The organism is Polyangiaceae bacterium (assembly GCA_020633205.1).
In the GTDB taxonomy this organism is placed as follows: domain Bacteria; phylum Myxococcota_A; class Polyangia; order Polyangiales; family Polyangiaceae; genus JAHBVY01.
The window spans coordinates 1,171,002-1,196,778 of sequence record JACKEB010000010.1 but is presented as its reverse complement, the minus strand read 5'-3'; the positions used below and the strand labels follow the sequence as shown (position 1 = coordinate 1,196,778).

Annotated in this window: 20 protein-coding genes; 12 read left to right on the top strand and 8 right to left on the bottom strand. The window is 63.8% G+C overall.

All coding sequences use genetic code 11. The annotated features are described in order from the left end of the window. Positions 1 to 593 precede the first annotated feature (593 nt). Positions 594 to 2,369, top strand: a complete 1,776-nt coding sequence (locus tag H6718_05030; GenBank protein MCB9584735.1) for a serine/threonine protein kinase — start codon at positions 594 to 596, stop codon at positions 2,367 to 2,369. 14 nt (positions 2,370 to 2,383) lie between these two features. Next, positions 2,384 to 3,262 carry a hypothetical protein gene (locus tag H6718_05025; GenBank protein ID MCB9584734.1) on the top strand — a complete coding sequence of 293 codons (879 nt, stop codon included), beginning with the start codon at positions 2,384 to 2,386 and terminating at the stop codon, positions 3,260 to 3,262. A gap of 4 nt (positions 3,263 to 3,266) precedes the next feature. Here H6718_05025 and H6718_05020 read toward each other — a convergent pair whose 3' ends face one another. Further along, the gene (locus H6718_05020; protein ID MCB9584733.1) at positions 3,267 to 4,496 is read right to left on the bottom strand and encodes a hypothetical protein; all 1,230 of its coding nucleotides are present in this window, start codon (positions 4,494 to 4,496) and stop codon (positions 3,267 to 3,269) included. A 239-nt stretch (positions 4,497 to 4,735) separates the two neighbouring features. On the opposite strand from H6718_05020, the gene H6718_05015 reads away from it, so the two are divergent. From H6718_05015 to H6718_05005, 3 genes are read left to right on the top strand one after another with little or no spacing between them, the layout of a single operon-like run. After that, the gene (locus H6718_05015) at positions 4,736 to 5,839 is read left to right on the top strand and encodes a COX15/CtaA family protein (protein ID MCB9584732.1); all 1,104 of its coding nucleotides are present in this window, start codon (positions 4,736 to 4,738) and stop codon (positions 5,837 to 5,839) included. Positions 5,840 to 5,853: 14 nt separating this feature from the next. Then, positions 5,854 to 7,923 carry a hypothetical protein gene (locus tag H6718_05010; GenBank protein ID MCB9584731.1) on the top strand — a complete coding sequence of 690 codons (2,070 nt, stop codon included), beginning with the start codon at positions 5,854 to 5,856 and terminating at the stop codon, positions 7,921 to 7,923. 56 nt (positions 7,924 to 7,979) lie between these two features. Then, positions 7,980 to 8,789, top strand: coding sequence for a queuosine precursor transporter (locus tag H6718_05005; GenBank protein ID MCB9584730.1), 810 nt, complete (start codon positions 7,980 to 7,982; stop codon positions 8,787 to 8,789). Between the two features lie 20 nt (positions 8,790 to 8,809). Here the strand turns inward: H6718_05005 and H6718_05000 are convergent, their stop codons facing one another. Continuing rightward, a complete protein-coding gene (locus H6718_05000) occupies positions 8,810 to 11,152 on the bottom strand; it encodes a PAS domain S-box protein (GenBank protein ID MCB9584729.1) in 2,343 nt (780 codons plus the stop codon). A 309-nt stretch (positions 11,153 to 11,461) separates the two neighbouring features. Here H6718_05000 and H6718_04995 point away from each other — a divergent pair, with 309 nt between their 5' ends. Then, a complete protein-coding gene (locus tag H6718_04995) occupies positions 11,462 to 13,414 on the top strand; it encodes a serine/threonine protein kinase (GenBank protein ID MCB9584728.1) in 1,953 nt (650 codons plus the stop codon). Positions 13,415 to 13,416: 2 nt separating this feature from the next. Here H6718_04995 and H6718_04990 read toward each other — a convergent pair whose 3' ends face one another. Then, positions 13,417 to 14,328 (bottom strand): class I SAM-dependent methyltransferase, encoded by a 912-nt coding sequence (locus H6718_04990; protein ID MCB9584727.1) that lies wholly within the window; start codon positions 14,326 to 14,328, stop codon positions 13,417 to 13,419. Between the two features lie 112 nt (positions 14,329 to 14,440). Here H6718_04990 and H6718_04985 point away from each other — a divergent pair, with 112 nt between their 5' ends. Then, positions 14,441 to 14,854: a hypothetical protein gene (locus H6718_04985; protein MCB9584726.1), complete on the top strand. Its 414-nt coding sequence runs from the start codon at positions 14,441 to 14,443 to the stop codon at positions 14,852 to 14,854. A 9-nt stretch (positions 14,855 to 14,863) separates the two neighbouring features. Here the strand turns inward: H6718_04985 and H6718_04980 are convergent, their stop codons facing one another. After that, a complete protein-coding gene (locus tag H6718_04980; protein ID MCB9584725.1) occupies positions 14,864 to 15,967 on the bottom strand; it encodes a hypothetical protein in 1,104 nt (367 codons plus the stop codon). 141 nt (positions 15,968 to 16,108) lie between these two features. Here H6718_04980 and H6718_04975 point away from each other — a divergent pair, with 141 nt between their 5' ends. Continuing rightward, the gene (locus H6718_04975; protein MCB9584724.1) at positions 16,109 to 17,083 is read left to right on the top strand and encodes a GDP-mannose 4,6-dehydratase; all 975 of its coding nucleotides are present in this window, start codon (positions 16,109 to 16,111) and stop codon (positions 17,081 to 17,083) included. Between the two features lie 7 nt (positions 17,084 to 17,090). Here the strand turns inward: H6718_04975 and H6718_04970 are convergent, their stop codons facing one another. Next, complete coding sequence (locus H6718_04970) at positions 17,091 to 17,885, bottom strand: class I SAM-dependent methyltransferase (GenBank protein ID MCB9584723.1); 795 nt, start codon at positions 17,883 to 17,885, stop codon at positions 17,091 to 17,093. Between the two features lie 214 nt (positions 17,886 to 18,099). On the opposite strand from H6718_04970, the gene H6718_04965 reads away from it, so the two are divergent. From H6718_04965 to H6718_04950, 4 genes are all read left to right on the top strand, one after another. After that, positions 18,100 to 19,167 (top strand): glycosyltransferase family 2 protein, encoded by a 1,068-nt coding sequence (locus H6718_04965; protein ID MCB9584722.1) that lies wholly within the window; start codon positions 18,100 to 18,102, stop codon positions 19,165 to 19,167. Then, on the top strand, positions 19,142 to 19,750 hold the full coding sequence (locus tag H6718_04960; protein MCB9584721.1) for a class I SAM-dependent methyltransferase: 609 nt from the start codon (positions 19,142 to 19,144) through the stop codon (positions 19,748 to 19,750). Before H6718_04965 ends, H6718_04960 begins: the two co-directional genes overlap by 26 nt. 13 nt (positions 19,751 to 19,763) lie before the next feature. Next, a complete protein-coding gene (locus tag H6718_04955; protein MCB9584720.1) occupies positions 19,764 to 21,974 on the top strand; it encodes a DUF2079 domain-containing protein in 2,211 nt (736 codons plus the stop codon). A 64-nt stretch (positions 21,975 to 22,038) separates the two neighbouring features. Then, entirely contained in the window at positions 22,039 to 23,001 is a 963-nt protein-coding gene (locus tag H6718_04950) for a flippase-like domain-containing protein (protein MCB9584719.1), read from the top strand. A gap of 110 nt (positions 23,002 to 23,111) precedes the next feature. Here the strand turns inward: H6718_04950 and H6718_04945 are convergent, their stop codons facing one another. The 3 genes from H6718_04945 to H6718_04935 form a co-directional block, all read right to left on the bottom strand. Then, positions 23,112 to 23,657, bottom strand: coding sequence for a hypothetical protein (locus H6718_04945; protein ID MCB9584718.1), 546 nt, complete (start codon positions 23,655 to 23,657; stop codon positions 23,112 to 23,114). Continuing rightward, entirely contained in the window at positions 23,654 to 24,616 is a 963-nt protein-coding gene (locus H6718_04940) for a class I SAM-dependent methyltransferase (GenBank protein MCB9584717.1), read from the bottom strand. The genes H6718_04945 and H6718_04940 overlap by 4 nt, the downstream gene beginning before the upstream one ends. Before the next feature lie 107 nt (positions 24,617 to 24,723). Continuing rightward, positions 24,724 to 25,710, bottom strand: coding sequence for a hypothetical protein (locus H6718_04935; protein MCB9584716.1), 987 nt, complete (start codon positions 25,708 to 25,710; stop codon positions 24,724 to 24,726). Positions 25,711 to 25,777 lie beyond the last annotated feature (67 nt).

Genomic DNA, 25,777 nt, shown 5'->3' with positions numbered 1-25,777 from the left:
AGCTGCTTGCGCTGATCCGGCCCTGGGCCGCGGCGTCCAGGATCTGGCAAGAGGACGGGTGAGTGGGACCGGGGTACGCCCCGAGAGGTACGCGCGAGCGTTGCCTCCGGCGCACGGGCCTAACAGTCCGAACGGATGTTTGTCGTCGGTTGGGAGGCACTGAGCGTCGACTCCGCCGAAGGCTGCGAGCTGGTGGAAGCGTTCACCAAACGCGCGTTCGCTGCAGGTCTCGCGGTGACGCATGCCGTTTGTCGCGGCTTCTGGATCCGGAACGCGTGTCTAACCCTGCGCGACGTTTTCGCTCTTTGGCGTTGTCGATTTCGTTTCAGTTGTGAAAGCGCGTCGCCCTCCCCCAATGGGTGTGGAAATGCTCGCCAGAGGGAGGGGGAGGACGCCTGGTCATGGCGCCGATGTAGGACGGATCTCGTGGTTTGGGCCTCGGCCGAATGTGACTGACCTTTCAAAATCCCCTATATTCGAGGAGCTTCTAGGTCAGGACGGTTGGCTGACGAGGAAGCGGTCGGAGTTCACAAGGACGTGAACTCGACCCTGGTGAGCCCCGCCCACAGCGGCGGACCGCACAGCTGGGATCCATGAGCGAGCTCGGGCGTTACTCAATCTACGGCAACATCGCGCACGGCGGGATGGCGACCGTCCATCTTGGGCGGTTGAAGGGTGCCGTTGGGTTCGAGCGCACCGTGGCCATCAAGCGGTTGCACCCGCAGTACGCCATGGACCCGAGCTTCGTCGACATGTTCACAGACGAAGCTCGCGTTGCCTCCCGGATTCAACACCCGAACGTGGTGTCCACGCTGGACGTCGTGCAAAGCGACGGTGAGCTCTTTCTGGTGCTCGAGTACATCCATGGCGAGACCCTGGATCGGCTCATCCTGCACCGCAACGCGCGCAACAGCGTGGTCCAGCGGCGAGTGCCCCCGGCGATCGCCTCGGCGATCATGATCGGCACGCTCCAAGGACTCCACGCGGCCCATGAGGCGACGGATGCTCGCGGGGTGCCGCTGAAGTTGGTGCATCGTGACATCTCACCCCACAACATCATCGTGGGGATGGACGGTGTGCCCCGCGTACTGGACTTCGGGATCGCGAAGGCCGTTGGCCGCAGCCATTGCACCCAGGACGGCTACATCAAAGGCAAGATCGCCTACATGCCCCCGGAGCAGCTATACGGTGAGCGGCTGGATCGCCGCGCTGACGTGTATGCGGCGGGGGTCGTGCTTTGGGAGCTGCTGACCGGGGAGCGACTGTTCGCTGGTGAAGACTCCCCAGCGATCTTGAAATCCGTCGACCCGGTTAGCGACGCGCCAAGCGCGAGGGTGAGCCGAGCAGAGGGTTCGTCTTCCGATCTGGATCGCCTGCGGGCGCTAGACCGCGTGGTGTTGATGGCGCTGGAGGAAGATCCTTCCGACCGCTTCTGCGATGCGCTGGAGTTCGCCCGCGCCGTTGAACGCGCTGCGCCACCTGCCGCCACTAGCGTCGTTTCCGAGTGGATGCAGTCGCTGGCGCGTGAAACGCTGGAGAAGCGTTCTTTGGAGATCCTCGCGATCGAGCGCAGCGATGGCCGGAGTAGCCTGTGGGACGTCGACGGCACCAACCCGGAGCTGATCGCGCAGGTGAAGTCGGGGCAGGCGCTCCCCATCGAGCGCGACTCGACACGCATGGGCCTTGGGCCGACGTTGTCCGCGCCGCATATGCCGCCGCGACGCTACACGGGGCCTGGCGCTACGGAACTCTTGCCTCAGGACGCGGCCGAGAGTCGCGTGAGCGCTCCCGTAAGTTCGGTCGCTCCGCTGACGGCCCCAGCAGCCAGTGCGCAGCTCTCGGGCGGTTTGCCCGCCAGCCACCCCCAGGGCTTCGCGTCAGCGAGCCAAAGCGGTGAGTGGGCGGGGTCTACGGAGATCCATGAGCTTGGGCGCTCAACAAAGCGTCCCGCGTGGTGGGTCGCCGCTGCCGCGGTGATGCTATTGGTCGGCATTGGCGCGGGCGCGGCACAACGCTTCACTACGAATGCACCACCCGCTGCCGGTGCGGCGGGCCCCGAGGGCGCGACTGCGGCGCAATTCGACGTCGCCGCGGCGGAACTCGATCTTGCCGCAGGGAAAACAGAACAGCCAGTGGCGAGTTCCCCCGTCAACGTCGCGCCCGTGATCGTCCGTGGTTCCGACGAGGACACGGAAGCAACGCTGGACGTTAGCGACCTGAAGCTAGAGAAGACAAAGCGGGGCACCGCCAAGCGTCGCTGGGTGAGACCGAAGGCCAAGGCGGCTAAGTCACCGGTGGCGAATTCGTGCGCCCAGCCCTTCGTGATCGACGCTCAGGGTCACAAAGTTTACAAGCGCGAGTGCTTCTAGCGCATCCTCGGAACATGGGGCGTCGGTCCAAGGTGCCGCGGCTTGAGGCTCAGCGAGCGGCTCTGAACTTTGGCGTTGTGGCTGTGCTCGCTCTGACTTGTGATTGGGCGCGCGGCGCCGGCGTCAGCGTGGACCAGTGCCTCGACGCTTCTGAGCGGGGCCAACGCGAGCGGGACTCCGGAGAGCTGAAGTCCGCCCGCGAGAGTTTCGTCACCTGCTCCAACCAAGCTTGTCCTGCCCTCGTGCAGAAGGACTGCGTGGCGTGGCTGAGTGATGTGCAGCACCGTCTACCCAGCGTGGTGCTGCGCGTCCGCGATCCCGAGGGAAACGATGTTGGGGAGGTTCAGCTGCGCCTGGATGAAGCTAGAGCAGGGCAAACGCTGGACGGAAATGCGGTAGTGATGGACCCGGGAAAGCGCGTCTTTCATTTCGAGCGCGCAGGCTTCGAGTCCCAATCCCTGGAGATCGTCGTACGCGAGGGTGAGCAGGCGCGCTTGGTCGACGTGGTGCTCCAGCCACTCGCCGAGCCCGGCGGAACTCCTCCACGTGGTGTCGGCCTCGAGGACGGGGACGCGGGCGTACCGACCCTGACGTGGGTGCTGGGCGGGGTTGGCGTGCTCGCGCTCGGCAGCTACGCCTACTTCGGCTTTCAGGCGAAGTCGGAGCGAGATGACCTCGATGGCTGCAAACCCTCTTGTACTGAGTCCGACGTGGATAGTGCTCGCTCCAAATGGCTCATCTCCAACGTCTCGTTTGGAGTTGCCGTGGTAGCGATCGGCGCGGCGGTTTGGATTGGTTTGGATCGTCCAAGCGCCGACCGAGCACCGACGAGCCGTGCAGGGCTCACCCCGACTCCTGGCGGGGCGGTGGGTGTGTTCTCCACGGCGTTTTGAAGGCTCAAGGGCGTTTGGGCTTCACCCAGACGGCGCCGTCGCCGTTCTCCACGGCGTGCCAGATGGCACAGGTGCTCCCCACGGCGACGCCGTTCGGCGTGATCTGACCGGTGGCGACGAGCTCGGGTGTTTCTGCGCTGGAACACCCGGGCAGCGGGCAGCTCATCACGCTGTCGCTGAGCAGGTTGGTCCAGTAGATGCGCTGACCGTCGCTCGCAAGACCGGCGGGAGCGCGGATTGGGTGCTGGAGCGTGGTGTTCGGCGCGATGGGAGTGGGTGTGCAACTCGCGATGTCGCAGTAGTAGAGGCTGCCCGGGTCGCCTTCTTCCGTCCAAAACAGCTGCGTCTCGCTGACGACGATGCTGGATGGATGATCTCTGCTGTCCAAGAACGGTGCGGGGGCGTCATTCGAGGTGCCGAGGGGCAGGCGGAAGATTGCTCCGCCTTCTTCCGTCCAAAACACATGGGTGGAGTTGGCCGCGATGCCACGCACGGAGTCCCGACCATTGCTGACGGTCTGTTCGTTTCCGCTCGAGCAGCTTGCTAGATCGCAGTGCACCAGTCGGCGCCCGAGGTCGCCCGTGCCGACGAGCCAGTACAGCATTCCATTCTGGAGCGCCAGCACCTGGCGCTCGTTGACGTCCAAGGCGCTGATGAACCGCGTTGCTGTGCTTTGGCAATTATCCGCGCGGCAACGATAGAGGCCGGCGGAGTCGCTCCAGGCTAGCCAGTTGTTCTCGGCTACCACCGCCTCTGGATAGTTTGCACTCACCAGCTCCTCAGGCTTGCCACCGGGGAGTCGACGCATGAGCGCGTCCGGTTGACGGGTCCAGTAGACCACCTCACCGAGTGCAGCGACGCGACCACGCGCTTTGCCCACGCTGGTGCCTAGCAAGGTCTCGACCGGGTCCGTGCACACCGCGGCGCCGCCGTCTCCGCAGCATTTGCAGGTCGGAGTACTACACGCACCGCTGCTGCCTCCGGTCGCACTCCCGGCGCTGCCCGCGTCTCCACCGCTGCCGGCGCTGCTGTTTCCTCCGGATGCATTCCCTGCGGAACCGCCCGCGCCGGTTCCGGCAGTGGCGCCTGTGCTGCCGCCTGCGTTCCCTGCGCCCGCGTTCCCGCTGGCGCCGCCGTTGCCACCTGCGCCAGCCGACCCGCTGCTCCCCGCTTCGCCTCCGGTGAGCCCGTCGAAGCTCAAGAGACAGCTGACTGAGCAGCCTGCCGCAGCCATCACGCTCAGGGCGCGGGCAGCGCGCGACCCACGGCGCCGCCTTTGGCGCGATCTTCCAAGCTCACCAAGCACCAGCTCAAGCATGAGCTGGAGCGCGCACCCAGTGCAAGCCGCGCGCGACGCCAGAGCGGTTGGGGGAGCCGGCTCCGCGACGTGTCGTCGCATACAGTGGTGTCGGGGGACGAAAACCGCGGCCGCGTTGGAGTTTGTCAGCGGACGGCGCTAGATCGGCTTTCGCAATGACCACGCTGCCGATGCAAGCGACGCCTGCTGTCGCTCCGACGACCCCGAGCGGGCGCTTCGCCAAGGTCGCCTGGGCAGGCGTGGTGTACACGTTGTTCGTCGTGTTGTTTGGCGCGGTGGTGCGCATCACCGGTTCGGGCGCGGGTTGTGGTCAGCATTGGCCCACCTGTCACGGCGAGATCGCCCACATGCCCAAGAGCGTCGAGACGCTGATCGAGTTCACTCATCGCATCACCTCGGGGTTGTGCTTGCCCATCGTGATCTCGCTTTGGGTGTGGGCCGTCGTGCGCTTCGAGCGCGGCCATGCCACGCGTCGATACGCAGCGCTGAGCGTGCTGTTGATGGTGGTGGAGGCGCTGGTTGGGGCGAGCTTGGTGCTCCTCGAGTTGGTGGGTGCCAACGCATCGGTGTCCCGCGCTGGGTTCATGGCGGTGCACCTCATCAGCACCAGCTTGCTCATGGGAGCGATGGCCCTTACCGCTTGGACGGCGGGGAGCGCCGCCACGAGAGAGCTGCGGATCCGTGCGGTGGATTCCGATGGACGGCGGCTGCTCATGCTCATGTTGGGTGTGGTGCTGGTTTCGATGCTGGGAGCTGTCACGGCGCTCGGCGACACGCTGTATCCCGTTCAGGAGGGCGCGGCGCTGGCGGAGCGCTTGCAAGGCAATCACTTCCTGGAGCGGTTGCGGATTGCTCACCCGATCAGCGCCGTGCTGCTGGCAGCGGCCATTTGGTGGCTCATGGGTCGCTTTCAAGACGCAGGGGACGGGCACGAGCAGGGGGGTCAGTCAGCGATAGCGGGCAGGGAAGCTGCTCGAGGCGACGGCGACCGCCCCCAGGCTGTTAGTGCTGGCGGCTCTGGCAGCGCGGGTCGGACCAGCGCGCGCTTCCACGTTCAATCGGCTACCTGGGCACGTCGCGTCAAAGCGCTGCTTGCGCTCCAGGTCTGTGTTGGGGTGGTCAACATCGCGCTGTCAGCGCCCGGCTACATGCAGGTGACACACCTCGCCGTGGGCACCGTCTTGTGGGTATGCTTGGTGCTCCTGTTCGCTAGCCACAACACGGCTCTCAGAAGCGAGCAGGCAAGAACCACGGCTTAGGACTACGAAACAGTATGAAGTTGCGTCGCTGGACTCGTCAGAGCCTGTTCGGCTCGGTGCTGGTGTGTGCTCTGATGGCTACCGCTGGTGGCTGCTCCTCGGATGATGAAGCCGAGGCTCCGAAGGCCAAGGCTGTGCCAGGTGTTTCCGTGAGGTTTGATCTTCAAGCATCTCACGGAGAGGCCTTCTATGACTTTCCTTATCCGGCGGATGCGCGGCTCGGACCCAATGGTTCGCCCGATATCGCCAACTTTCCGAACCCCGCTGAAAAGGGGATCCTGTCGAGCTTGGTGAAGATCGCTGGGGAACACCCGGGGTTTCCCACTGTCCCCGTAGCCTACTTCCACTTCGACGCGCCCATCACGGCGCCTCGGGTACAAGATGTGATCCCTGCGGATACGTCTTCAAGTATCCTGCTCGTCGACATCGACCCGGCCTCTCCGGAGCGGGGCAAGCTGTTCCCAACCATCGCGAAGCTGCCGAATCCGGATATCTACGTTCCGGAGAACTTGCTCGCCGTGGCTAGCTTTCCTGGAGTGGTGCTCAATCCAGAGCGCAGCTACGCGTTTGTGGTGATGCGTGGACTGGGGGACGCGACCGGCGCGCCCCTGGGCTCGCCCCTCGAATTCGAGAAGCTGAAGTTTGGAGAGGATCCCGAGGGGATGGAGGGTCTAGCCGCGCAGTACGCGCCCCTCTGGGACACCTTGAAGACGCTCGGGGTGGACAAGGGTGCCGTGGCTGCCGCAACGGTGTTCACCACCGGCGACGTGGTGAAGGAGACCTTCGACTTGAGCGAGCGCGTGCTCGAGAAGTACGACGTCACGCTGGAGAATCTCGAGGTCGATCCCGATGATGGGGCTAGCCACGATCGCTTCTGCGAGATCATCGGCACCGTCGACTTTCCGCAGTTCCAACAGGGCACCCCGCCATTCGATACCGAAGGCCTGTTCGAGTTTGGTGCTGACGGGATGCCTGTCGAGCAGCGCAAGGAAACAGCCAAGATCGTCATCACGTTGCCGAAGCAGCCGATGCCTGCTGGGGGTTATCCCCTGGTGATGTACTTCCACGGCTCGGGTGGCATTGCCGGGCAAGTCGTCGACCGCGGCAAGGTCACTGAGATCGGAGGCGAGACGACCAAGGGAGAAGGGCCTGCGTTCGTGCTTGCTCCCCATGGCTTCGCCACCGTGGGTTCGTCGCATCCACTGAGTCCCGATCGTCTGCCAGGGGCGAGCGACATCGAGTACCTGAACTTCAAGAACCTGGCCGCGATGCGGGACACCTTCCGCCAGGGGGTGATCGAGCAGCGCCTCTATCTCGAGGCGCTGAGCAAGCTCGAGATCACCCCCGATCTGGTCGCCGGCTGCACCGGCCTGAGCCTGCCCAGCGGAGAGGCGAGCTACCACTTTGCCACCAAGCCCGTCCTCGCAATGGGGCAGTCGATGGGCGGCATGTACACAAACATGATCGGCGCCGTGGAGCCACGGATCGAGGCGGTAGTGCCAACCGGCGCCGGTGGCTTCTGGAGCCTGTTCATCGAGGAAACGGATCTGGTGAAGGACCTAGATCGGCTAGCGGGCGTCCTTCTGGGTTCTTCCGAGGTGCTCGATCACTTGCATCCCACCCTGCAAATCCTTCAGACCGGTTGGGAGGCGGTGGAGCCCATGGTCTACACGCCACGTCTGGCTCGACGTCACCTCGACGGCCATCCAGTGCGATCGATCTACGAACCCGCAGGTAAGGGCGATAGTTACTTTTCCACAAAGATATACGACGCCTTCAGCCTGGCCTACGGAAACCAACAAGCCGGGGATACGATCTGGCCGGAGATGCAGACGTCTCTCGCTGTCGGAGGTTTCGAGGGTTTCGCCGACTACCCCGTGACCGGCAATCGCGTGAGTGAGGACGGTACGCCCTATACGGGCGTCGTGGTGCAGTACGAGGGTGATGGCATCTACGACCCTCACGCCATCTATGGACAGCTCGATGCCGTGAAGCACCAATACGGCTGCTTTTTCGAGACCTACCTGAAGACCGGCACGGCCACGGTGCGCGCTCCAGAGACCATCGACAGCCCCTGTCAGTGAGCGATCGCGCACGTTTTTCGGCGCGCTAGGCGAGCTGACACTATGCTCCGGCGAGCATGGCAGTCGGCGAAGGCATCGAGAGTGAAGTTCACGACGTCCCGCAACACCTGATCGAGCGCTGGACGCGTCGGGAGCGCGTGTTTCTGATCCTCGCCGGGGTGTTCCTCGGGGCGATGGCGATGCTGAACATCATCAGCATCACTCGCTTCATCCAGCTCGGACCATTGGCGCTGGCGGTCGGTGTTCTGCCGTACCCGTTGACGTTCCTGTGTACGGATTTGATCAGCGAACTCTACGGTCAACGTCGCGCGAACTGGGTCGTGTGGGTTGGTCTTGGGGTGAACGTACTGGTGATTGGCGTGATGTGGCTCGGGCACCAGGCGGCTTCGGTGCCTCCAGACGTCCAGGCGCCTTGGCAAACGCTTCAGCTCTCGCAGCCGGTTTTCTTACCGGACGGAAACAAGGCGGAGGGCAGTGTCGAACTCTACACGTTGATCTACTCGTGTACGAGTGGTGCGGTCTTCGCTTCGATGCTGGCCTACATGGCTGCACAGTTCTGTGATGTTTACTTGTTTCATTTCTGGAAGAAGCTGACGCGGGGCCGGCACCTGTGGCTGCGCAACAACGGCTCGACGTTGGTGAGCCAACTCGTGGACGCCACGATGGTCATAGGCGTTACCTTCGGCGCGGCTTTCCTCCGCGGCGACATGGCGCTCAAGACGCTGCTTGGCCTCTTGGTATCGAACTACCTGTTCAAGATGGTCGCCGCCCTGCTCGACACGCTCCCGTTCTACGTCTTGGTCCGGTGGCTTCGGCGCTACTTGGAGCTGCCGGACAACGCCGAAATCGACGGCTCTTCGCTCTGAAGTGCAGAGCGAGCCAGCGTTCAACCTGGAGGACTGATCTCTTCGTGGCGGCGGGAGGTGTCTTCCTCGGCGGTCTCGAACAGCACTTCTTGGATCAACTCCAGCACACGCTGACGGTCGAACGGCTTCTCGAGCCAGCGATCCTTGTGCTCCGCCAAGAACTCGCGGGCCGCTGGCGTGAAGGCGCCGCCCGTCATGAACACCATGCGCAGGGCAAGGTCCGGAGCTTCGGCGTCTAGGCGTTGATAGACTTCGAGGCCGCTCACCTCGGGCATCATCATGTCGCACACGATCACGTCGAACAGCTCCTGCTTGTCCAGCAAGCGCTCGAGCGCTTGCTTTCCGCTGTGAGCAAGCTCGACTTCGTGTTGCTTGAGGATGCGCTTCAAGGCCTTCAGCACGACGGGCTCGTCGTCGACGATCAACACTCTCGCTGCGCGGGTCTTCGATAGACTCGGTGGGGGTAGCTCCGCTGGCTTGGGCAGCGCTTGAGACGCAGGCAGGTGAACACGAAAGGTCGATCCCCAGCGTCGCGCGGCTTCACCCTCACCCTCGTCCACGATTGAAACGTGCCCGGCGTAGGCGTTCACGATGGAGTGACAGATCGAGAGTCCGAGCCCTACGCCTTCGCCCACGGGTTTGGTGGTGAAGAACGGATCGAAGATCCGTTGGCGAAGCTCACTTGGAATGCCGGGCCCCGTATCGCTGACCTCGACGATGATCTCGTCGCCGCGGTGGCGTGTGCGCACGCGGATCTCGTTGGTTGCCGCGCGGCCATCGTCGAGAGCTTGAGCAGCGTTCATGAGCAAGTTCAGAAACACCTGAGCCAGGCGCGCTTCATTCGCGCTGACCATGGGCAGGTCAGTGGCAAAGTCTCGAGTGAGCCTCGCGCGGTGGCGGATCTCGTTCTGCGCCATCGCGATCGCGCTCTCCAGCGCTTGGGTCACGTCCACGAGGGTCACGATGTCGTCATCGGAGCGAGAGAAGGTTCCGAGGTCCCGTACGATGCGCCTCACCCGATCCGCGCCCTGAAAGCCTTCGCCGACTAGATCACGCAGCTCTTCCAAGAGGCTTGTCTCGACCCGACCGCTCAAGCCGTCCAGCGACTGCTGCGCTTGCTCCAGGTTCGCCAGCACATAGGCGAGAGGATTGTTGATTTCGTGGGCGACGCCGGCGGCGAGCGTGCCGACGCTCACCATCCGCTCGGAAACGCGTAGCTGTGCCTCCAGCGCTCGGCGTTCCGTGAGGTCACGTCCAATGGTCACGACACCGGGCTTGCCATTGAAGATAAGCGGCATCGACGCGAGCTCTGCGTAGGCGATGCTGTCGTCGCGCCTCAGGACACGCGTCTCACGGAAGTCAGGCGTCTCGTCACGCAGGTGCTGCAGGAAGGCAGCCTGATCCGCTTCGTGGATCAGGTGTACGAGGCGGCTGCCTTGGATGGCTTCGAGCGCGTCCACTTGGTTCAGGGCGAGCGCCGCTGGGTTGGCGTAGACGACGCGTTCGTCACGCGTCACCCACAGCGCAACCGGAAGTCCTTCGCTGAGACTGCGGAAGCTCGCTTCGGAACGCTTGAGCGCGTCTTGGGCGCGGCGTTCGTGAGTCCAGTCGCGGAACACGACCGCGACCCCCGTGGTGGAGCCGCCTTCGTCGCGGATGGGGCCCGCGACGCCCTCCACGGACACATGGCGCTCATCTCGTGTTTGGAGGCGTGCACGGTCTCCAAACACCACGACGACGCCGCTGTCCACCACCGCGCGCACGATGTTGGCGGGCTTCTCGTCCTCGAAGATCCGCACGATGCTCTTGAGACGGTGCCCAAAGGCGGTCTCTCGAGGGTAACCCGTGAGCTGCTCGGCCACGCGGTTCATCTTCTGCACGCGGCCGCCGAGATCGGTGATGATCACCGCGTCGGCGATGCTGTCGAGGATGCTCTCCAGTTGCTTCTCTGCGGCCTGGACGCGCTTGGTGCCTTCGACGCGAGGCGTTGCGTCTCTAGCGGTGAGGATGATCCAGCCGCTCTTTGCGAGGCGCAGGCTGAGATCGACCTCCAACGTCTCGCCCGCCGGCCGGCGAAGGAGGCCGCTGCCGCGGCGTACTCGACCGTCTCGAAGCTCGGCGGTCGCGACTCCCCAAGTCCGTGAGTCTCGCCATGGGCTCACGGAGAGTTGCCATACTTTGCGTGAGAGCAGATCGCTCGAGCGCAGCTTCAGGAGCTCGGTGGCCGCGAAGTTTCCGTAATAGATGTCTCCCGCTTCGCTCACCAGGAGCGCAGCGTCCTCGACGGAATCGAGCACGTCCCGCAGCACCTCATCGAGGCCGGGAGCAGACGTCTCCATCGACGCATCCATCGGGCCCAGCATACCTGCTCCATGTAGGTGCGTCGCTACCCGTGAGAATTCGCGTCTCAGGCGCGCGAACTCGCGGCAAAGGCGCCTGAAACGCTCACTCGCCGACCAGTCCCGCGGAATTGCTGCTTGTTCGCACCTCCCGGCGTGAAGCCCTGCGCTCGACCTGGCTCGAGGGCAGGCCCCTCGAGTCGCCTCCACAGCGGTGGGAGAGGCAGAAGTCCGAACCCGCGCCGGCTAACATTTCCGCACTACTTGAAACCCGAAGCATTCGTCGGGCGTTTCATGCACCGGTTCGTATCCGTAGCGTAACATGCCGGCGCTATGCCTGGTGATCCGTCTGGGACTCCGATCACGCGCCGCGTCGCGCCTTACCGACCGACCTTCGACGACCCGACGGTGGTCTCCAACGTCGGTCACGTCGATCCCCACGGAGGGACGCTGAGCGGCGAGTTCGCGGTTCGTTACGAGGCTCGAGACAGCTTGGGCGAGGGCGGAATGGGCACGGTACAGCTGTGTCACGACCGCCGCGTGGGTCGTGATGTGGCCATGAAGCTGGTGCGTGCTGAGTTCGGTACGAGCGCGCAGATGCGCGAGCGTTTTATCCGCGAGGCAAGAGTTCAGGGGCAGCTAGAGCACCCCAGCATCGTCCCCGTGTACGATATCGGTGAAGGACCGAACGGTGAGGCGTACTTCACGATGCGTCGGGTAAAGGGCCTCACCCTAGAGGCTGTGCTGTTCGGGCTGCAGAACGGCGACAAGGAGATCACACGGCGCTACTCCCGGCGTCGCTTGCTCACGGCGTTCAGCAACGTTTGTCTGACCATTGCCTATGCGCACTCTCGCGGCGTGGTGCACCGCGACCTGAAGCCCGCGAATATCATGCTGGGCGACTTCGGCGAGGTCATCGTGCTCGACTGGGGATTGGCGAAGCTGCCTGGCATCGAGGACGCCACTCCCGCGAGCCAGCGGGTGAGCCTGCCGGATCTGCATGGGCTCACGACGCGCGCAGGCAGCGTTCTGGGCACGCCTGGCTATATGCCTCCGGAGCAGATCCGCGGGGCAGAGCGAGTCGACGCCAAGGCTGACATCTACGCTCTGGGTTCGATCCTGTTCGAGATCGCCTCGCTCGAACCGATGCACAGCGGCGAGACCGTCGATGACATCTTCACATCCACGCTGATGGGTACCCAGGGCCGACCCAGCGCGCGCGCGCCGCACCGCAACGTGCCGCCAGAGCTGGACGAGCTTTGTCTGACTGCGAGCGCTAGCGATCCCGCGCAGCGACCTACGGCTCGCGCCGTGCACGAAGCCATCGAGCGCTTGCTGGACGGCTCACGAGATACGGAGGCGCGTCAGGGACTGGCGGCGGAGCGCGCCGCGATGGCACAGGTAGCGTTGGCACATAGCCACCTGGAAAATAATCCAGACGAGGCCGCGAAGCATCGCGCACGTGCAATGCGCGAGGTGACCACGGCGCTCGCGCTCGATCCGTCCCATCAAGGTGCAACCAGCACGTTGGTCAATCTGCTCGCTGTGCCGCCCAAGCAGCTCCCACCAGACGCACAACACGAGGTGGAGGCCGTGGAGCAGTCAGACTTGAAACACCGCCTGCGCTCCTTGGGGCTGGGACACCTCGGCTGGTTGATGCTGGTGCCGCTGCTCTTCACTCGAGGGGTACGAAGCTATCTATTTCTCGCCATCATGCTCGGGCTTGCCGTGTGTCTCAGCGCAGCCAACCTGCTGGTTTCGAGAACGAAGCATGTGAGCCGCAACGTTTCTACGGCGCTCTGCTGCGCGGACTACTTGGGGGTCGCGGCTGTCTCGGCAGTGCTTGGATCGTGGGTGCTGGTGCCGCTCTTGGCGCTCGCTGTGTTGACGATGCACATGCTGCACACCCGGGTGAGGGGCGCGAATCACACCCGCATGTTGATCGGCGCGTTTGGCGCCATGCTGCTGCCCTTGGTGCTCGAGTGGCTCGGTCTGTTCCCGCAAGTGGCAAGCTTCGCAGCAGGAGAGCTAGTGCTGCGATCTTGGCTCGCGGATCTTGCGTTGATCCCCACCACCGTCGGTGTGGTGCTGTTTCACACCATCGTGCTCTTGATGGTCTTCGGCGCGCTGTCCCGCACCATGGACGCCTATGCGAGGGTCGAGCGAAATCTGTTGCTGCACGCCTGGCAGCTGCGACAGCTGATCCCGGACCAGGATGATCTGCCCAATATGCCGACCCTCGACTCACGCCCGAGCGAGCGCTCCCCGGTCGCGTTGATTGGTTGAAGTCAGCTCGAACCCGACGGGGTCAGCGTGAAGTGCCAGACGCGCATCGGGATTTGACCCAGCAGGTCAGCGTTCAGGTCGGGGACCTGCGCCGGATCGATGGGCCGCGCGGCATCGAACCCGGCGCCGGTGAACAGGCGATAGATAGCGTCCTCTGAGTCGAAATCCTCACGCGCCCCGCGGCCTCGGGTCACCACGCGGATCGCTGCGCGCATCGCACGCACCGCCACACGAGTCTTCGAGGTCGCGCTGCGCACACGCAAGTCACACAGGAAGCTCGCCGAGTAGCGTGGGACGTGCTGGGTGCGGCGAAGGGCGCCTGCAATCGCGCTGGCCAGGCGTCGCCGCTCCCCTGTATCGAAGTAGCCCAGCAAGCCCTCCGCGATAATCACAGGGCGACGGCTACCTTCGAGGCGCTCAGCGAGCCAACCCTCGAAGTCCGGGGCAAGCACGTCTGCACTGACCAAGCTGAGGCGTTCCTCGAGGGTTGAGCGGATTGCCTTGGGGAAACGCAGAAGGAGCTTCTTCTTGGCGTCCACCATATGCGGTAGGTCGACCTCGACGTAGTCGACCCCGTGATCGAGCGCCCAGGTCACTCCCCGGCGCGAGAGGCCCGCGCCGAGCTCCACGACCCGATCCGGCGCAAGTCGGGTCAGCGTGTGGTCGATGGACCGGTGCCGCAGCTCCAGGTAGTCGATCAAACGAGGCGTGTTCTGGGTAACGCTCGTTAACCATTCGAGGCCAACGCGCAGGGACCAGAACAGCCGCGCGCCCGTTTCCGTCTTGAACCACTCGGCATAGGGCATTCCCAGGCGGAACCACGCGTACGCCGTGTAGTGCGCGGTTGGACCGACTCGGACGTCGCGTTCCGCGGTGTCACCAAGCAGGTTCTTGGGGGTGATGCCTTGGCTCATGATGTTTCGCGCGGGCCCAAAGGGCTCAGCGTCTTGAACTGCCAGGAGCGTTTTAACCGACTTGAAACTTGATGGATACCACCCATCCACCGCGGATCGTCAGACTAGGGGCATGGACTCGAACACTCGCGCTTGGAAACCGCGCCCCGCGACCTGGATTGAAGAGCAAGCACAGGTCGGCGTGCGTTTCGTGCGAGGCGGGCGGGTGGTTTCTCACTTGGAGCTGGGGCTGCGGGATCCGCTTTGCGCTGAGCGGCTTCGGGATGCGGTGCTGTCCCGATTGTTTCAGCTGCGAGTCCAGCTGGTTCGCTGGGAGCGCGCCGCGGAAGATAGCTTTGACCTGCATCGCCTGACCTTGGCCGAGTTTGATGGCGGGAGCCTCGAACCGGCACGCCGCGGAAACATTGCCGCCGAGCTCCGTGCCCTCGTCTCCGAGCTACTCGGAGCGGGTAGCGGCGCGCGGTCGAGTCGGCCGCTCGCAGGGGCAACCGTCGCACCGATTCGCGTCGGCGTCGTCGCCGCCTGAACCAGCGGCTCAGTCTTCTCGTGGGGCGGCGGGTGGATCCTGCCGCCCTTCGGTTTTCCGTGCGGAGCCGCTACGGGGTGGGGCCAGCGCTTCCGCGCGCAGGATGCGTGAGTGCACCATGCGCCGGCGCTTGCTGCCGATGTCCGACAAGTCGCCTCCGCCGCTGATCAGGCTTGGAGGAACGAACATCGGCATCTTGAGGTTCTTCTTGGGGTTGCCCGGATCGGGGATCTCGACTTCGACGAAGTCTGGCGGCGTGAGGATCGAGAGTTTCGACGACTTCTTGCCTTCGCCCTTCTTGATCGGGATACCGAATGCGTCGATGCCAAAGCCTGGGTCTGCCCCGCTCGGTAGGGACTCCGTGGACTCGATGCGCACAAGCAGGCGGGTCGGCTTGCCGCCGACTCGCAGGCGTTGTCCGGCCAGGCGCCGCCGCACGTGGTGCCCCACCGCCGTCCACTGCGCGCTCCCCCCGTTCGACTCCATCAGCTGAACGCCCAGTACGTTGCCTGCCGCGTCGGTGGTGACCTGGAACACCGCATAGCCGCGGATTGGCGCGCTGGAGACACGCGCTACGCCTTCGAGTGCGGTTAGCACGGGACCCCCAGGGCCGATGCCGCGCTTCACGTCACGCTCGAGTGCCTTTTGAGCCATCTCGAGCTCGATGCGCGCCTGGAGCTGCCGCTTTCGCTTGCGTTTCCTTGCGGCAATTGATCTGCGCGACCGCTGGTCGCCTTTGGGGATGTTCCAGTGCGCGCTCGAGTCCCCTACGCCGAGTTCCGCCAGGCTGAGGTGCCGCTCCTCCGGTTGAGTCTCGGTGTCTTCGGGATCGACGTCCGCCTCATCCTCCCCCCAATCCCCATCCTCCTCGTCGTCTGCGTCCGAGCCGTCGTCCTGAGCTGATGGCTTGAGAGACCCCTTTCCGGGCCCTAGCTTCGCGAGCTTGGTTTGAAGGGGGGCTTCGACTGCGGAGTCAGCCTTCGCCGGCGAAGCCGAACTCAACGGTCGCAGCTCGATCTCGAGCTCTGCCGGGGGTGACGCTGGCAGCGCATCCTGGTTTTTTGGGGGGGAGAGCGCGAAGAAGGACAACAGCGTGGCGCCATGCAGCAGCACTGCACAAACCAACGCAGTCAGCTGACGTCGGCGTTCCGGTTGCGTAGCGGTGGACGCGGCCACCCGCGTCAGGTGCGCCGACGCTCGCGTGCGTTCATCGCGACTTGAGCGGCTGGTTCTGACAGCGCTAGAGTCCCAAGCGTGAACTATGTCTTGGTGACGGGCGGTGCGGGTTTCATTGCGTCCACGGTGGCAGATCAGCTGCTCGCCGCGGGCGCCGATGTGACGGCACTCGATAACTTCGACCCCTACTACGATCCCGCGCAAAAACGCCGGAACATTCGCGCCGCGCAGGCCAACCCCCGCTACGAGTTGGTGGAGGCAGACGTTGCCGAGGCGCACGAGGTCGATCGAGTATTCGCCCGACGTCGCCCGGATCTGGTGATTCATCTGGCGGCTAAGGCGGGTGTGCGCTCAAGTGTTGCGGATCCTCATGCCTATCTGCGCACGAACGAGCTCGGCGGGCTGAACGTGCTCGACGCGTGCGTGCGGCACGGAAACGTTCCGCTGTGCTTGGCCTCCACCTCATCCGTATATGGCAATTCCACGCAGCCACCGTTCGATGAGGAGGCCAGCGCCGTCTGTCCGCTGTCGCCGTACGCCGCATCCAAGCGCGCGAGCGAGCTGATGGCCTACACCTTCAACTACCTGCACAAGCTCCCGGTCGCGGTGTTGCGGTTCTTCACTGTGTACGGTCCGCGGGGCCGACCGGACATGGCTGTGGCCAAGTTCACCGAGCTCTTGTTGAGCGGGCAGACGATTCGCATGCACGGCGAGGAGACAGAACGAGACTTCACGTTCGTCGAGGACATCGCTGCGGGCGTCCTAGGTGCCGGCCGCTGGATCTCCGAAAACCGCGGCTTCGGCACGTTCAACCTTGGGCGCTCTGAGCCCGTTCGCGTACGTCGTCTGATCGAACTCTTGGCGGCAGAGCTCGGCGTCGAAGCCAAGATCGAGCTGGGCGAACTCGAGCCGAGCGAGAGCAAGGTCACTTCGGCGAACACCGCTCGCGCCCAGGCTGCCTTCGGCTATTCCCCGCGGATCAGTCTGGAGGAAGGCATCAAAGCCTGGGCGCACTGGTATCGAACCAGCGACGAGTCGCCACGGCAGGGCTAGCAGCTGGCTAGTTGCTGGTCGCAGTGGATTGCTTTTCAGCCGGCTTGCGGGCGATGTAGAGCATCTCGCCCGCTGGCAGCGCGTAACGCTGGACGTCTTCCGGCGGAAGCTCGTTCACCAGGGCGTCGACCTCTACGTCGAAGCCCACGCTGCGCACGATTTCTTCGAAGTCGAGGCCGTACTGCCGCACGTGGTCCGATTGACCGTACAGCCGCTCGCGTTCCCGTGGGTTGGTGATGCTGGGGTCGCCGTGGCTGCGCTCCAGGTTCGTGTCGATGGGCACCTGGAAGAGGCCCCATCCGCCGGGTCGCATCACCCTGAACAGCTCCGCGAGCACCTTCTTGTCATCCGCGACGTGCTCTAGGACGTGGTTGCAAAAGATGACGTCGAAGCTGTCATCCGCGAACGGCATCTCGTGAGCGTCCATGTGTACGTCGGCCCAGGGGGAGTTCAAGTCGGCGGTCACGTAGTCGAGGTTCTTCATCGCGCGGAAAGGGCGGATGAAGCAGTACTCGGGGGCAATGTGGAGAACGCGAGCGCGCTTGCTGAAGAAATCCGTGCGGAGTTTCAGGTAGAGCCACATCAAGCGATGCCGCTCCAGAGATAGGGACAGGCTCAGCGCGTTTTCTCGGGTCTGGAGCCGGCCGTAGGGGAGGAATTTCCGATAGGACTTGCCGCTGATTGGGTCCTCGACCTCGTCGCCGCGATACAGCGGCGAAATCAAGGTCAGGAACAAATGGCTGAGTCGATGCAGGTGATGTCGCGGGACGTATCGCGTCGACCAACCAATAAGTTGCTTCATCATTGCGAGGTCGAGATAGCGCGGACCGGACCCGCCGCCAACGAGGCGAAGCATTCGCGTCCGCTCCGGCGCTGGTTCCGGCTGCTGCCGGGCAGCCCGCGCACCCCCTGAGGCCGACCGCCGCAGGGTTTTTTTCCGGCGGTTTGGCTCCGGATTGGGCGGACGTAACCTGAGTCGACCAATCCGGCGACCCGTGATAGTGGTACCGCCGCTTATGGACCTGTCCGTCGTATTGCCTATTTATAACGAGGAGGAGAGCATTCCTCGGTTGCTGGAGGAGGTCCACGGCGCCCTCAAGCCCGCGGGGTTCTCCTACGAGATCGTGCTCGTGGACGACGGTTCGCGCGACCGCAGTTTCGCGCTGCTCAAGGCTGCGGCGGAGGAGGATCCGAGCCTCGTCGTGATCCGGTTCCGGCGCAACTTCGGTCAGACCGCCGCGCTCCAGGCCGGCCTGGACCACGCCCGTGGTGAGGTCGTGGTGCTGATGGACGCGGATCTGCAGAACGACCCCAAAGACATCCCGATGATGTTGGAGAAGATCCACGAAGGGTATGATCTAGTCGCGGGCTGGCGCGCTCATCGTAAGGACCCATTCCTGAACCGCAGACTGCCCTCAATGATCGCCAACGGCATCATCAGTCGCACGACAGGGGTCCACCTTCACGACTACGGCTGCACCCTCAAGGCGATGCGTGGTGAGGTCGCCAAAGAGCTGAAGCTCTACGGCGAGATGCATCGATTCATCCCCGCCATTGCCGCCAATATGGGCGTCGAGGTGCTAGAGGTGAAGGTGAACCACCGCGCCCGGCAGTTCGGCGTCTCCAAATACGGGATTGGTCGCACCCTGCGCGTGGTGCTCGACCTGATCACCGTGCGCTTCATGCAGTCGTACTTGGTGCGGCCAATGCAGGTGTTCGGCCTGGGTGGGATGCTCTCCTTCGGGCTTGGCACGGCGGTGTGCTGCTACCTCGCGTTCATGCGCTTGGCGTATCACGCGCCGCTCGCGGAGCGTCCGTTGCTGCTCCTTGGCGTGCTGCTGATCGTGGTGGGGATCCAGCTCTTGTCGCTCGGTTTGATCGCTGACGTGCTCGCTCGGACCTACTTCGAGTCCCAGGGCCGGCCGCCCTATCACGTCAGAACGGTGATCGCGGGCGCTGGACACTTACCCGCGGCCGGTGCTGCGGCGGTCGAGACTGATCCAGTCGAGGTCGCAGCAATGGACCCCGCCTCGGTGGAAAACCATACGGAAATTGACGGTGCAACAGCTAATTCAACTCCTTAAGCGCGTTCCGCTTGACCTTGGACAAGGCAATCTCCGCCGTACGACCAAGGGCAAGCTCATTGCCCTCGAGCTCGTTCCTGACGGCAAGGGCCGTCGCGCGCTCGACGTTGGAGCGCGTGAGGGCGACCAGACGCGTTGGCTGAGAAGCCGTGGCTACGAAGTAGAGTCGATCGACGTCGAGCCTGGATTCGCTGACTGCAAGGTGGTTAACGTGAACGACGGGCTGCCGTTCCCCGATGATCACTTCGATCTGATCTGGTGCTCCGAAGTCATCGAGCACCTGGAGGACCCCGAGTTCGCGTTGGGCGAGCTGCGCAGGGTCACCAAGCCTGGGGGGGACATGATCCTGACCACGCCCAACAGCTATGCGTTGCTGTTTCGCTTGCTCTCCCTCGTGGGTTTGACGCCTCAGCGGATCCAGCGCGCGGATCACCTTCACTTCTTCGATCTGTCGGACATCGAGCGTCTCGCGCCTGATGCTCAGCTGTACGGTTATTTTCCGTACATGATCGTCAAGAAGACCATCCGCAAGGCCATCGGCCACCTGTCCCCCACCTTCGTGATGCACATCCGCAAAGCGTGACGACGGGCAACTCATGACCAACGCAGGCGACAGTGGCGACCCAGCTGGGCCGCCGAGTGAAGCATCGCTCACCGATCATCAACCGCAGGACGAAGCCGCCCCCGAGCCGCGGGTGTCGCTAGAGCCAGGGGCGAGCGCGCTACCGGTGAGTTCTGGCGACGCCGCGCCCACGGACGAGCAACCTGAACCGAGTCACCCGCCAGTGTCCACGAACGCTCAGCCTGGCGAAGCGCTTCACTCCCAGGCGCCCGTCGCGAAGCCCGAGGCACAAGCAAAGCTGAGTACGTTGCTGCGCAGCTTGGCGCTCGCCGCCATGATCTGCTGCGGCGCCGTGGTCTTCGTCTGGTTGCTCAAAGGCGAGTCCTGGCTGCCGGCGTTTGTCAAGTCGAACACTTTCGAGCGCGTCCAGCGCTCTCGTATGATCAAGACGATGGTCGCCGGGATCGGCGTTGGCGGCCTGGCCGTCGCGGTCATTGCGCTGATTCAGCGCATGCGCGGTCGCTCTCTCGAGAACGTCGAGCGCTGGCTGTGGTTCCTGTCGCCGCTCGCGTTGTTACCCGCATTGCCGATGTTTTTCCGCACGGCACCGTGGGCGGGGCGAGGCGATGCACTGTTGCCGCTGCTCGCCGCCTTCGGGATCCTGCTCGAAGGGACGCTCGCTCGCGCCTTCTCCCACACTCCCGCGATGCTGTTGCGCGGTCGCGATTGGCTGCTGGCCGCCACTCCCAGGTTTTTCGCACGCAACGGCTGGACTTGGGTTGTCGTCCTGGCGAGCCTCAGTTTCACCGCCTTCATTGCGTACTACACCGTCCTCTCCCACTTCAGCCTGAAGACCCACAACTTCGACACCGGGATCAATAACAACCTGGTCTATGGCATGCTGAGCGGGCGCTTCAACGAGAGCCCAGTAACGCTCGGTGATCAGGCGCAGAAGTACCTCGCGGCGCACGCGAAGTTTGGTCTGTATGTCTACGCGCCAATCTACGCGCTGCGGCCTCGACCGGAGACGCTGTTTGTAATCCAAGCCTTCTCCACGGGACTTGCGGCGATTCCGCTGTACTTGCTCGCGCGGCGTTACATCGCTCAGTGGCTGGCGGCGGTCGTGGCACTTTGCTACCTCGCGTATTACCCGATGCACTCGGCGGCTTTCTTCGAGCTGAAGCTGATCGAGTTCGCGGTGGTTCACGTGATCCTGACCGCCTACCTCGTGGATACACGGCGCTGGATTTGGGCAACGCTTACGTTCTTCGCTTCGATGCTGATGCGGGACGACCTGCCGGTGACGATGGCAGTGATGGGAGCGGTGTTTGCTTTCAGCGGTCACCGCCCAAAGTACGGATTCTTCATGGCGGCAACCGCCAGCCTATGGTTCTTCGTCCTGCGCTTCATCATCATGGGCGATAAGGGGGACTGGTGGTTCCCCAGCATGTACGACGACCTGTTTCCTCCGGGAGAGAAGGGCTTCGGACCGGTCGCAAAGACCCTCATCACCAACCCGGTCTTCACGTTCAAGAATGTGGTGACCGAGCCCAAGATCTACTACTTCCTGCACCTGTTCGTGCCGCTGGCGTTTCTGCCTGCTCGTCGCGCTTTTGTCTGGGTGGTCTTCATCCCTGGGCTGCTGTTCTCGCTGCTCACGACGGGATACAAGCCAACCATCACGTATAGCTTCCACTACGTGATGCACTGGACGGCGCTGCTATTTCTGGCCACGCCCTTCGTATTGCGCTCGATTCGCAACCGTGCGGGCAAGGCGCGTGCCGTCTCTGCAGCGCTGGCGATGCTCGCGCTCAGCGCAATTACCTCGTTCCAGTGGGGCGCGTTCACCCACGACCGTCTGGTCGCCGGATTCACCCGCATCGATTTCGATTACAGCGCGAACGATCATGCTCGCTATCAGCAGCTGATGGGCCTCGTGCGCATGATCCCCCCGGATGCTGAGGTTTCCTCAACGGAAATTGTGGGACCACACGTTTCTTCCCGCGTGAAGATGTACTCGATTCGCCTCCGCTGGGGAAAGCAGATGGGCGAATACGTGTTGATCTCCAAGCGCGAACTCAAGCTTGAACGGACAGAAGAGCGCCTAGAGGAAATCTTGAACTCCGGGAGCCACGGGCTCATGGCGCGTGACGGTGAGTTCATCCTCCTGCGTCGCGGCGCGGACCCGTCCAAGAATCAAGCGCTCATCCGCGAGCTCAAGCTCAAGTCCAAACCGAAGCGTTAGTCAGTCGGTGTGCGGTGTGAGTCATGGTGTGCATCAAGCCCCATCCGGTTGATGAGGTTGCGACATGAGCCGCCGCGCACGCGTGCTGTGGTTCTTCGTGGCCATCGCGGTCACTAGCGGGTTGCTGTGGTGGATGCTCGACGCGCAGACCCTGGCGAGCCTCGGTCCTGCCCTCAAGAACGCTCGGTGGGGCTACATCGTGCTTGGTGTTCTGCTGTTGCCACCGCTTCAGTGGCTACGCGCATGGCGCTTCCAGCTGTTGTTGGAAGGTGAGTTGAAACGCCCCCCGCTCGAGCTGTTTCGAATCGGCGTCTACCTGGTGATGCTCAACTACGTGCTTCCGTTCAAGACAGGGGAACTGAGCTTTCCCTGGCTGATGAACAAGCGTTTCGGTACCAGCATCGGGCATGCGGCGGGAGTGCTCCTGGTCAGCCGAGTCGTGGATATGCTGTGCGTGATGGGGGTCGCCGCCGGTTGCGCGCTGGCACTCCTACCAGAGTGGCAAGGGCTAGGCCGCGGTACGCTTTGGGCGTTGCTGCTGCTGTCGGGCACGGCCATACTGGTGTTTCCCACAGTCGCCAGGGCCTTTCACGCATGGGCTGGTCGACTCTTCTCTCGCTTCCCTGGGGTAACGCGGACGCTCGACCGGCTTCTCCAAGGTGTCACTGCGCTGCGCCCCTTGGAGAAACAAGCGTACTTCTTGCTGACCACCACTGCGATCTGGCTCGTGCAGTTTGGGCTGTCGTACTGCGCAGGCGCGGCGTTGGGCGAATTTCGGGTTGCGGAGATCGTCTTGGCAAACTCCACCGCGGCCGTCGCATTCGCGCTGCCCGTGAACGGTGTGGTTGGGCTCGGCCCAGCGCAGGCCGCGTGGGCACTCGCGATCAAGCAGCTTGGGCACCCCTTCGAGCTAGGTGTCAGCACTGCGCTGGTTTGGCACTCGACCGCGCTCATCGGCTCGATCCTGCTATCCGGCGTGATGGCGTTGGTTCCGCGAGGACCAACTGTGCGCGAAGTTGAGCCCTAGCCAAACCGCTCGTGCGCCCGGTGCGGCGTGAGATCGGTCGTGGCTAGCGGTCTCATCGCTTACGGCGCGGTGGATCCGCGACCCGAGCCTCCCGAGCTGCCGCCGACTGCTCAGGCGCGCACGCTATCGCCGCTCTTCCTGCGCTTCCGCCGCATCTCCAGAACCGGCTCGAGGCCCAATTGAAGCGCGACCCCGAAGCTTGCGATCATGCAGGGCACGACCTCACGCGTCTGCCACCAGCAGATGGCCAGGCCAAACAAGAACACGTAGGGCCTGAGCAAGGTGAAAGGGCCCAGAATGACCACCGTCGCGATAGCCCGGCTGTCGTGTTTTGGGATCAGATAGAAGCCGAGCGCCACGAGGACCAGCACGGAGTACGGGGCGTAGGCCCACAGCAAATTCTGTGCGGCAATCAAGAAGTGGCGCCAGGTTTCCCCAGGGTCCGGGGTCAGCTGAAGAACCAGCGTCGCCACCAGCGCGCTCAGGGCCAAGAGCGCCTGCCCCAGCCAGAAGCTACGGCGCATCGCCGCCAGGAAGTACGCGCGCTTCTTGATGGCCAAGTTGCGCCCGGCGGCGACGCGAAAGCCCACCAAGAAGCTATCCAGCGTCGCCATGGAGTAGAGCAACAGCGCCGGCCAAGCTGCTGTCAGGCTCACCCGAACTCTCCGAACAGGCGCGCCCGCTCGCCCATGCGGCTGACCCATGCGTCTTTATGTTCCGTGCGGATTCCGACGACGGGACGGATGATGCGCGTGATGGGCAACCAGCGCCAGGGCACCCCGTAGAGCGCCGTCTCGAGACCACTTGGTCCTCCCGCTCGCCGGGCGGCTCCCAGCAACACGTCGTCCGGGTGCGCCCGCAGGGTGGAGAGCACGCCGTCGTGGCGCGCGATGGCGGTGCGCATACGAGCGACGTGGAAAAGCCAGGCACCGAGGGGGGCGAGCCAAGTCGGTGCGATATCGAAGTGCACGAAGCCGAGCGTGTCGCTTCCACACTGTTGCTCGAAGAACTGATCCAGATCTGGACCGCGGAAGTGATGCACCACGCCCATCGAGAGGTAGATGTGTGCAGGCTCTCGCAGGCGAAAGGCGTTGCCGATCACGAAGTCACAGTTCAGGCCTTCGGCGCGTTTCGCGTCGTTCGCCGCCGTGATTAGTGCGCGGTTGTAGTCGCAGCCGGTGAGCTCGACCCGTTCGTCGAAGCCCGCACAGGCTGCCAGCCAGCGCACCACGAAACCGGTTCCGCAACCCACATCGACGATCCGCAGCTTCTCCAGGCCGCTCTCGAGCAGCGTGTCCACCAGCGGCCGCAACACGTTCAGCAGCCGCTCGCCGTGGAGGAACTCCTCGTGCAGGCGCTGCAGCTCGGTGTGGACCTCCACGAAGAGCTCATCAATGGCTGCTTCGTTGTAGTACCCCGCGGAATCAACGCGCAGTGACCCGGCGATGCGCGCCGCCTGGGGGTTGCCCGTCTGCTCGAAGAAGTCGACTACGACGTCGCGACGCACTCGGCCGCGCTCCAGGGTGTCTGGGTCGTACTGGATGATCAAATCCGTGACCTCCGGGCCGTAGCGCTCGTCGGCCTCGGGTTCGTCCTGACTGGCGCCGCCCTGCATCCCCCGCACCCTAGCAGGGGCGCCGCGCCGCGTGCGTACCAGCACGCCAGAGAGCGCTTGGTCGCGCGCCCTCGCGAGCCGGGCCCTTGCGACTCATCACTTGAGCATCAGTAGGGCGTGTACGACTTGAGCTTCTGGTGCAGCTGGTTGCATGCACCCTCGCTCATGCCCTTTTGGCAGAGCGCGATCGCCTTCTTGCCGTTCTGCAGGTAGACGATGTTGCCCTCGGAGCAGCGAGCGATCACTTGGTTGCTCTTCTCGTCGACGCTGCAGCCGTGGCTGCGAGCGGCGTTCGCGAACTGACCGATGATCGAAGATTCGTTGGCGAGGGTCATCGTGATCGCCACGATGCCTTCGCCACCCTGTGATGGAGTGTCACTACTACCCCCGCCACCCCCGCCGAAGAGGTTGGCGCTGATGGTCAGCTTGAGTCCGACGCCTGTGGCCGACACGCTGCCGGCTTCGTCGTTGCTCGACTTGATATAGTGAGGACCAACGCTCGCCATCAGTGTGTCCGTGTCGTTCTCGAACCAAGCGTAGGTGGCGCCGATGAACAGGCTGAAGTTCTTGCCGTCTTCGAAGCTCTGCTCGCTGCCGTCCTTGGGGGTGTAGACCAAGGTGGAGCCGCCGAAGAGCGCTTCGGCCGTAGCGCGCACCTTCGTATCCTCGCTCAGCTCCATCACGCTGACGTCGGCACGGGCCCCCGGTGCTGCGCGGTTGATGTGGCCCTCGCCACCATCGCTGTCTTCGATCAGCACCCGCCCAAACTCACCGCCGGCGGCGATGCGCACCGTCTGTGAGAACTCGATGTATGTCCCCAGGGAAATGCCAAAGCCGAACTTGCTGGACAGCTCGGGCGCGCCGGCTGGGGCGCCAGACGGCGCGTCGTAGCTCGTGATCGGATAGTAGCCGCCGTTCAGCTCGAGGAACATGCAGCCGCCCAGGGTGGGAGCCAGAGCACCAAGGAGCAGTAGGTTTGGCCACAGGCTACGGCCGGAACGGCTCCTAGAGATTGCTGCGCGGATTTGCGCTCCGTCGGCAGGCTCTCCTGCGTTGTGGCTCGACATGGACTGAGTAGCGACACGGTTCTTCACGAAGACCTCCAGATGTTGCTCTGAGGATCGGCGCGTTGAAGAGTTCCCACTATCCCCCGACCTGGGG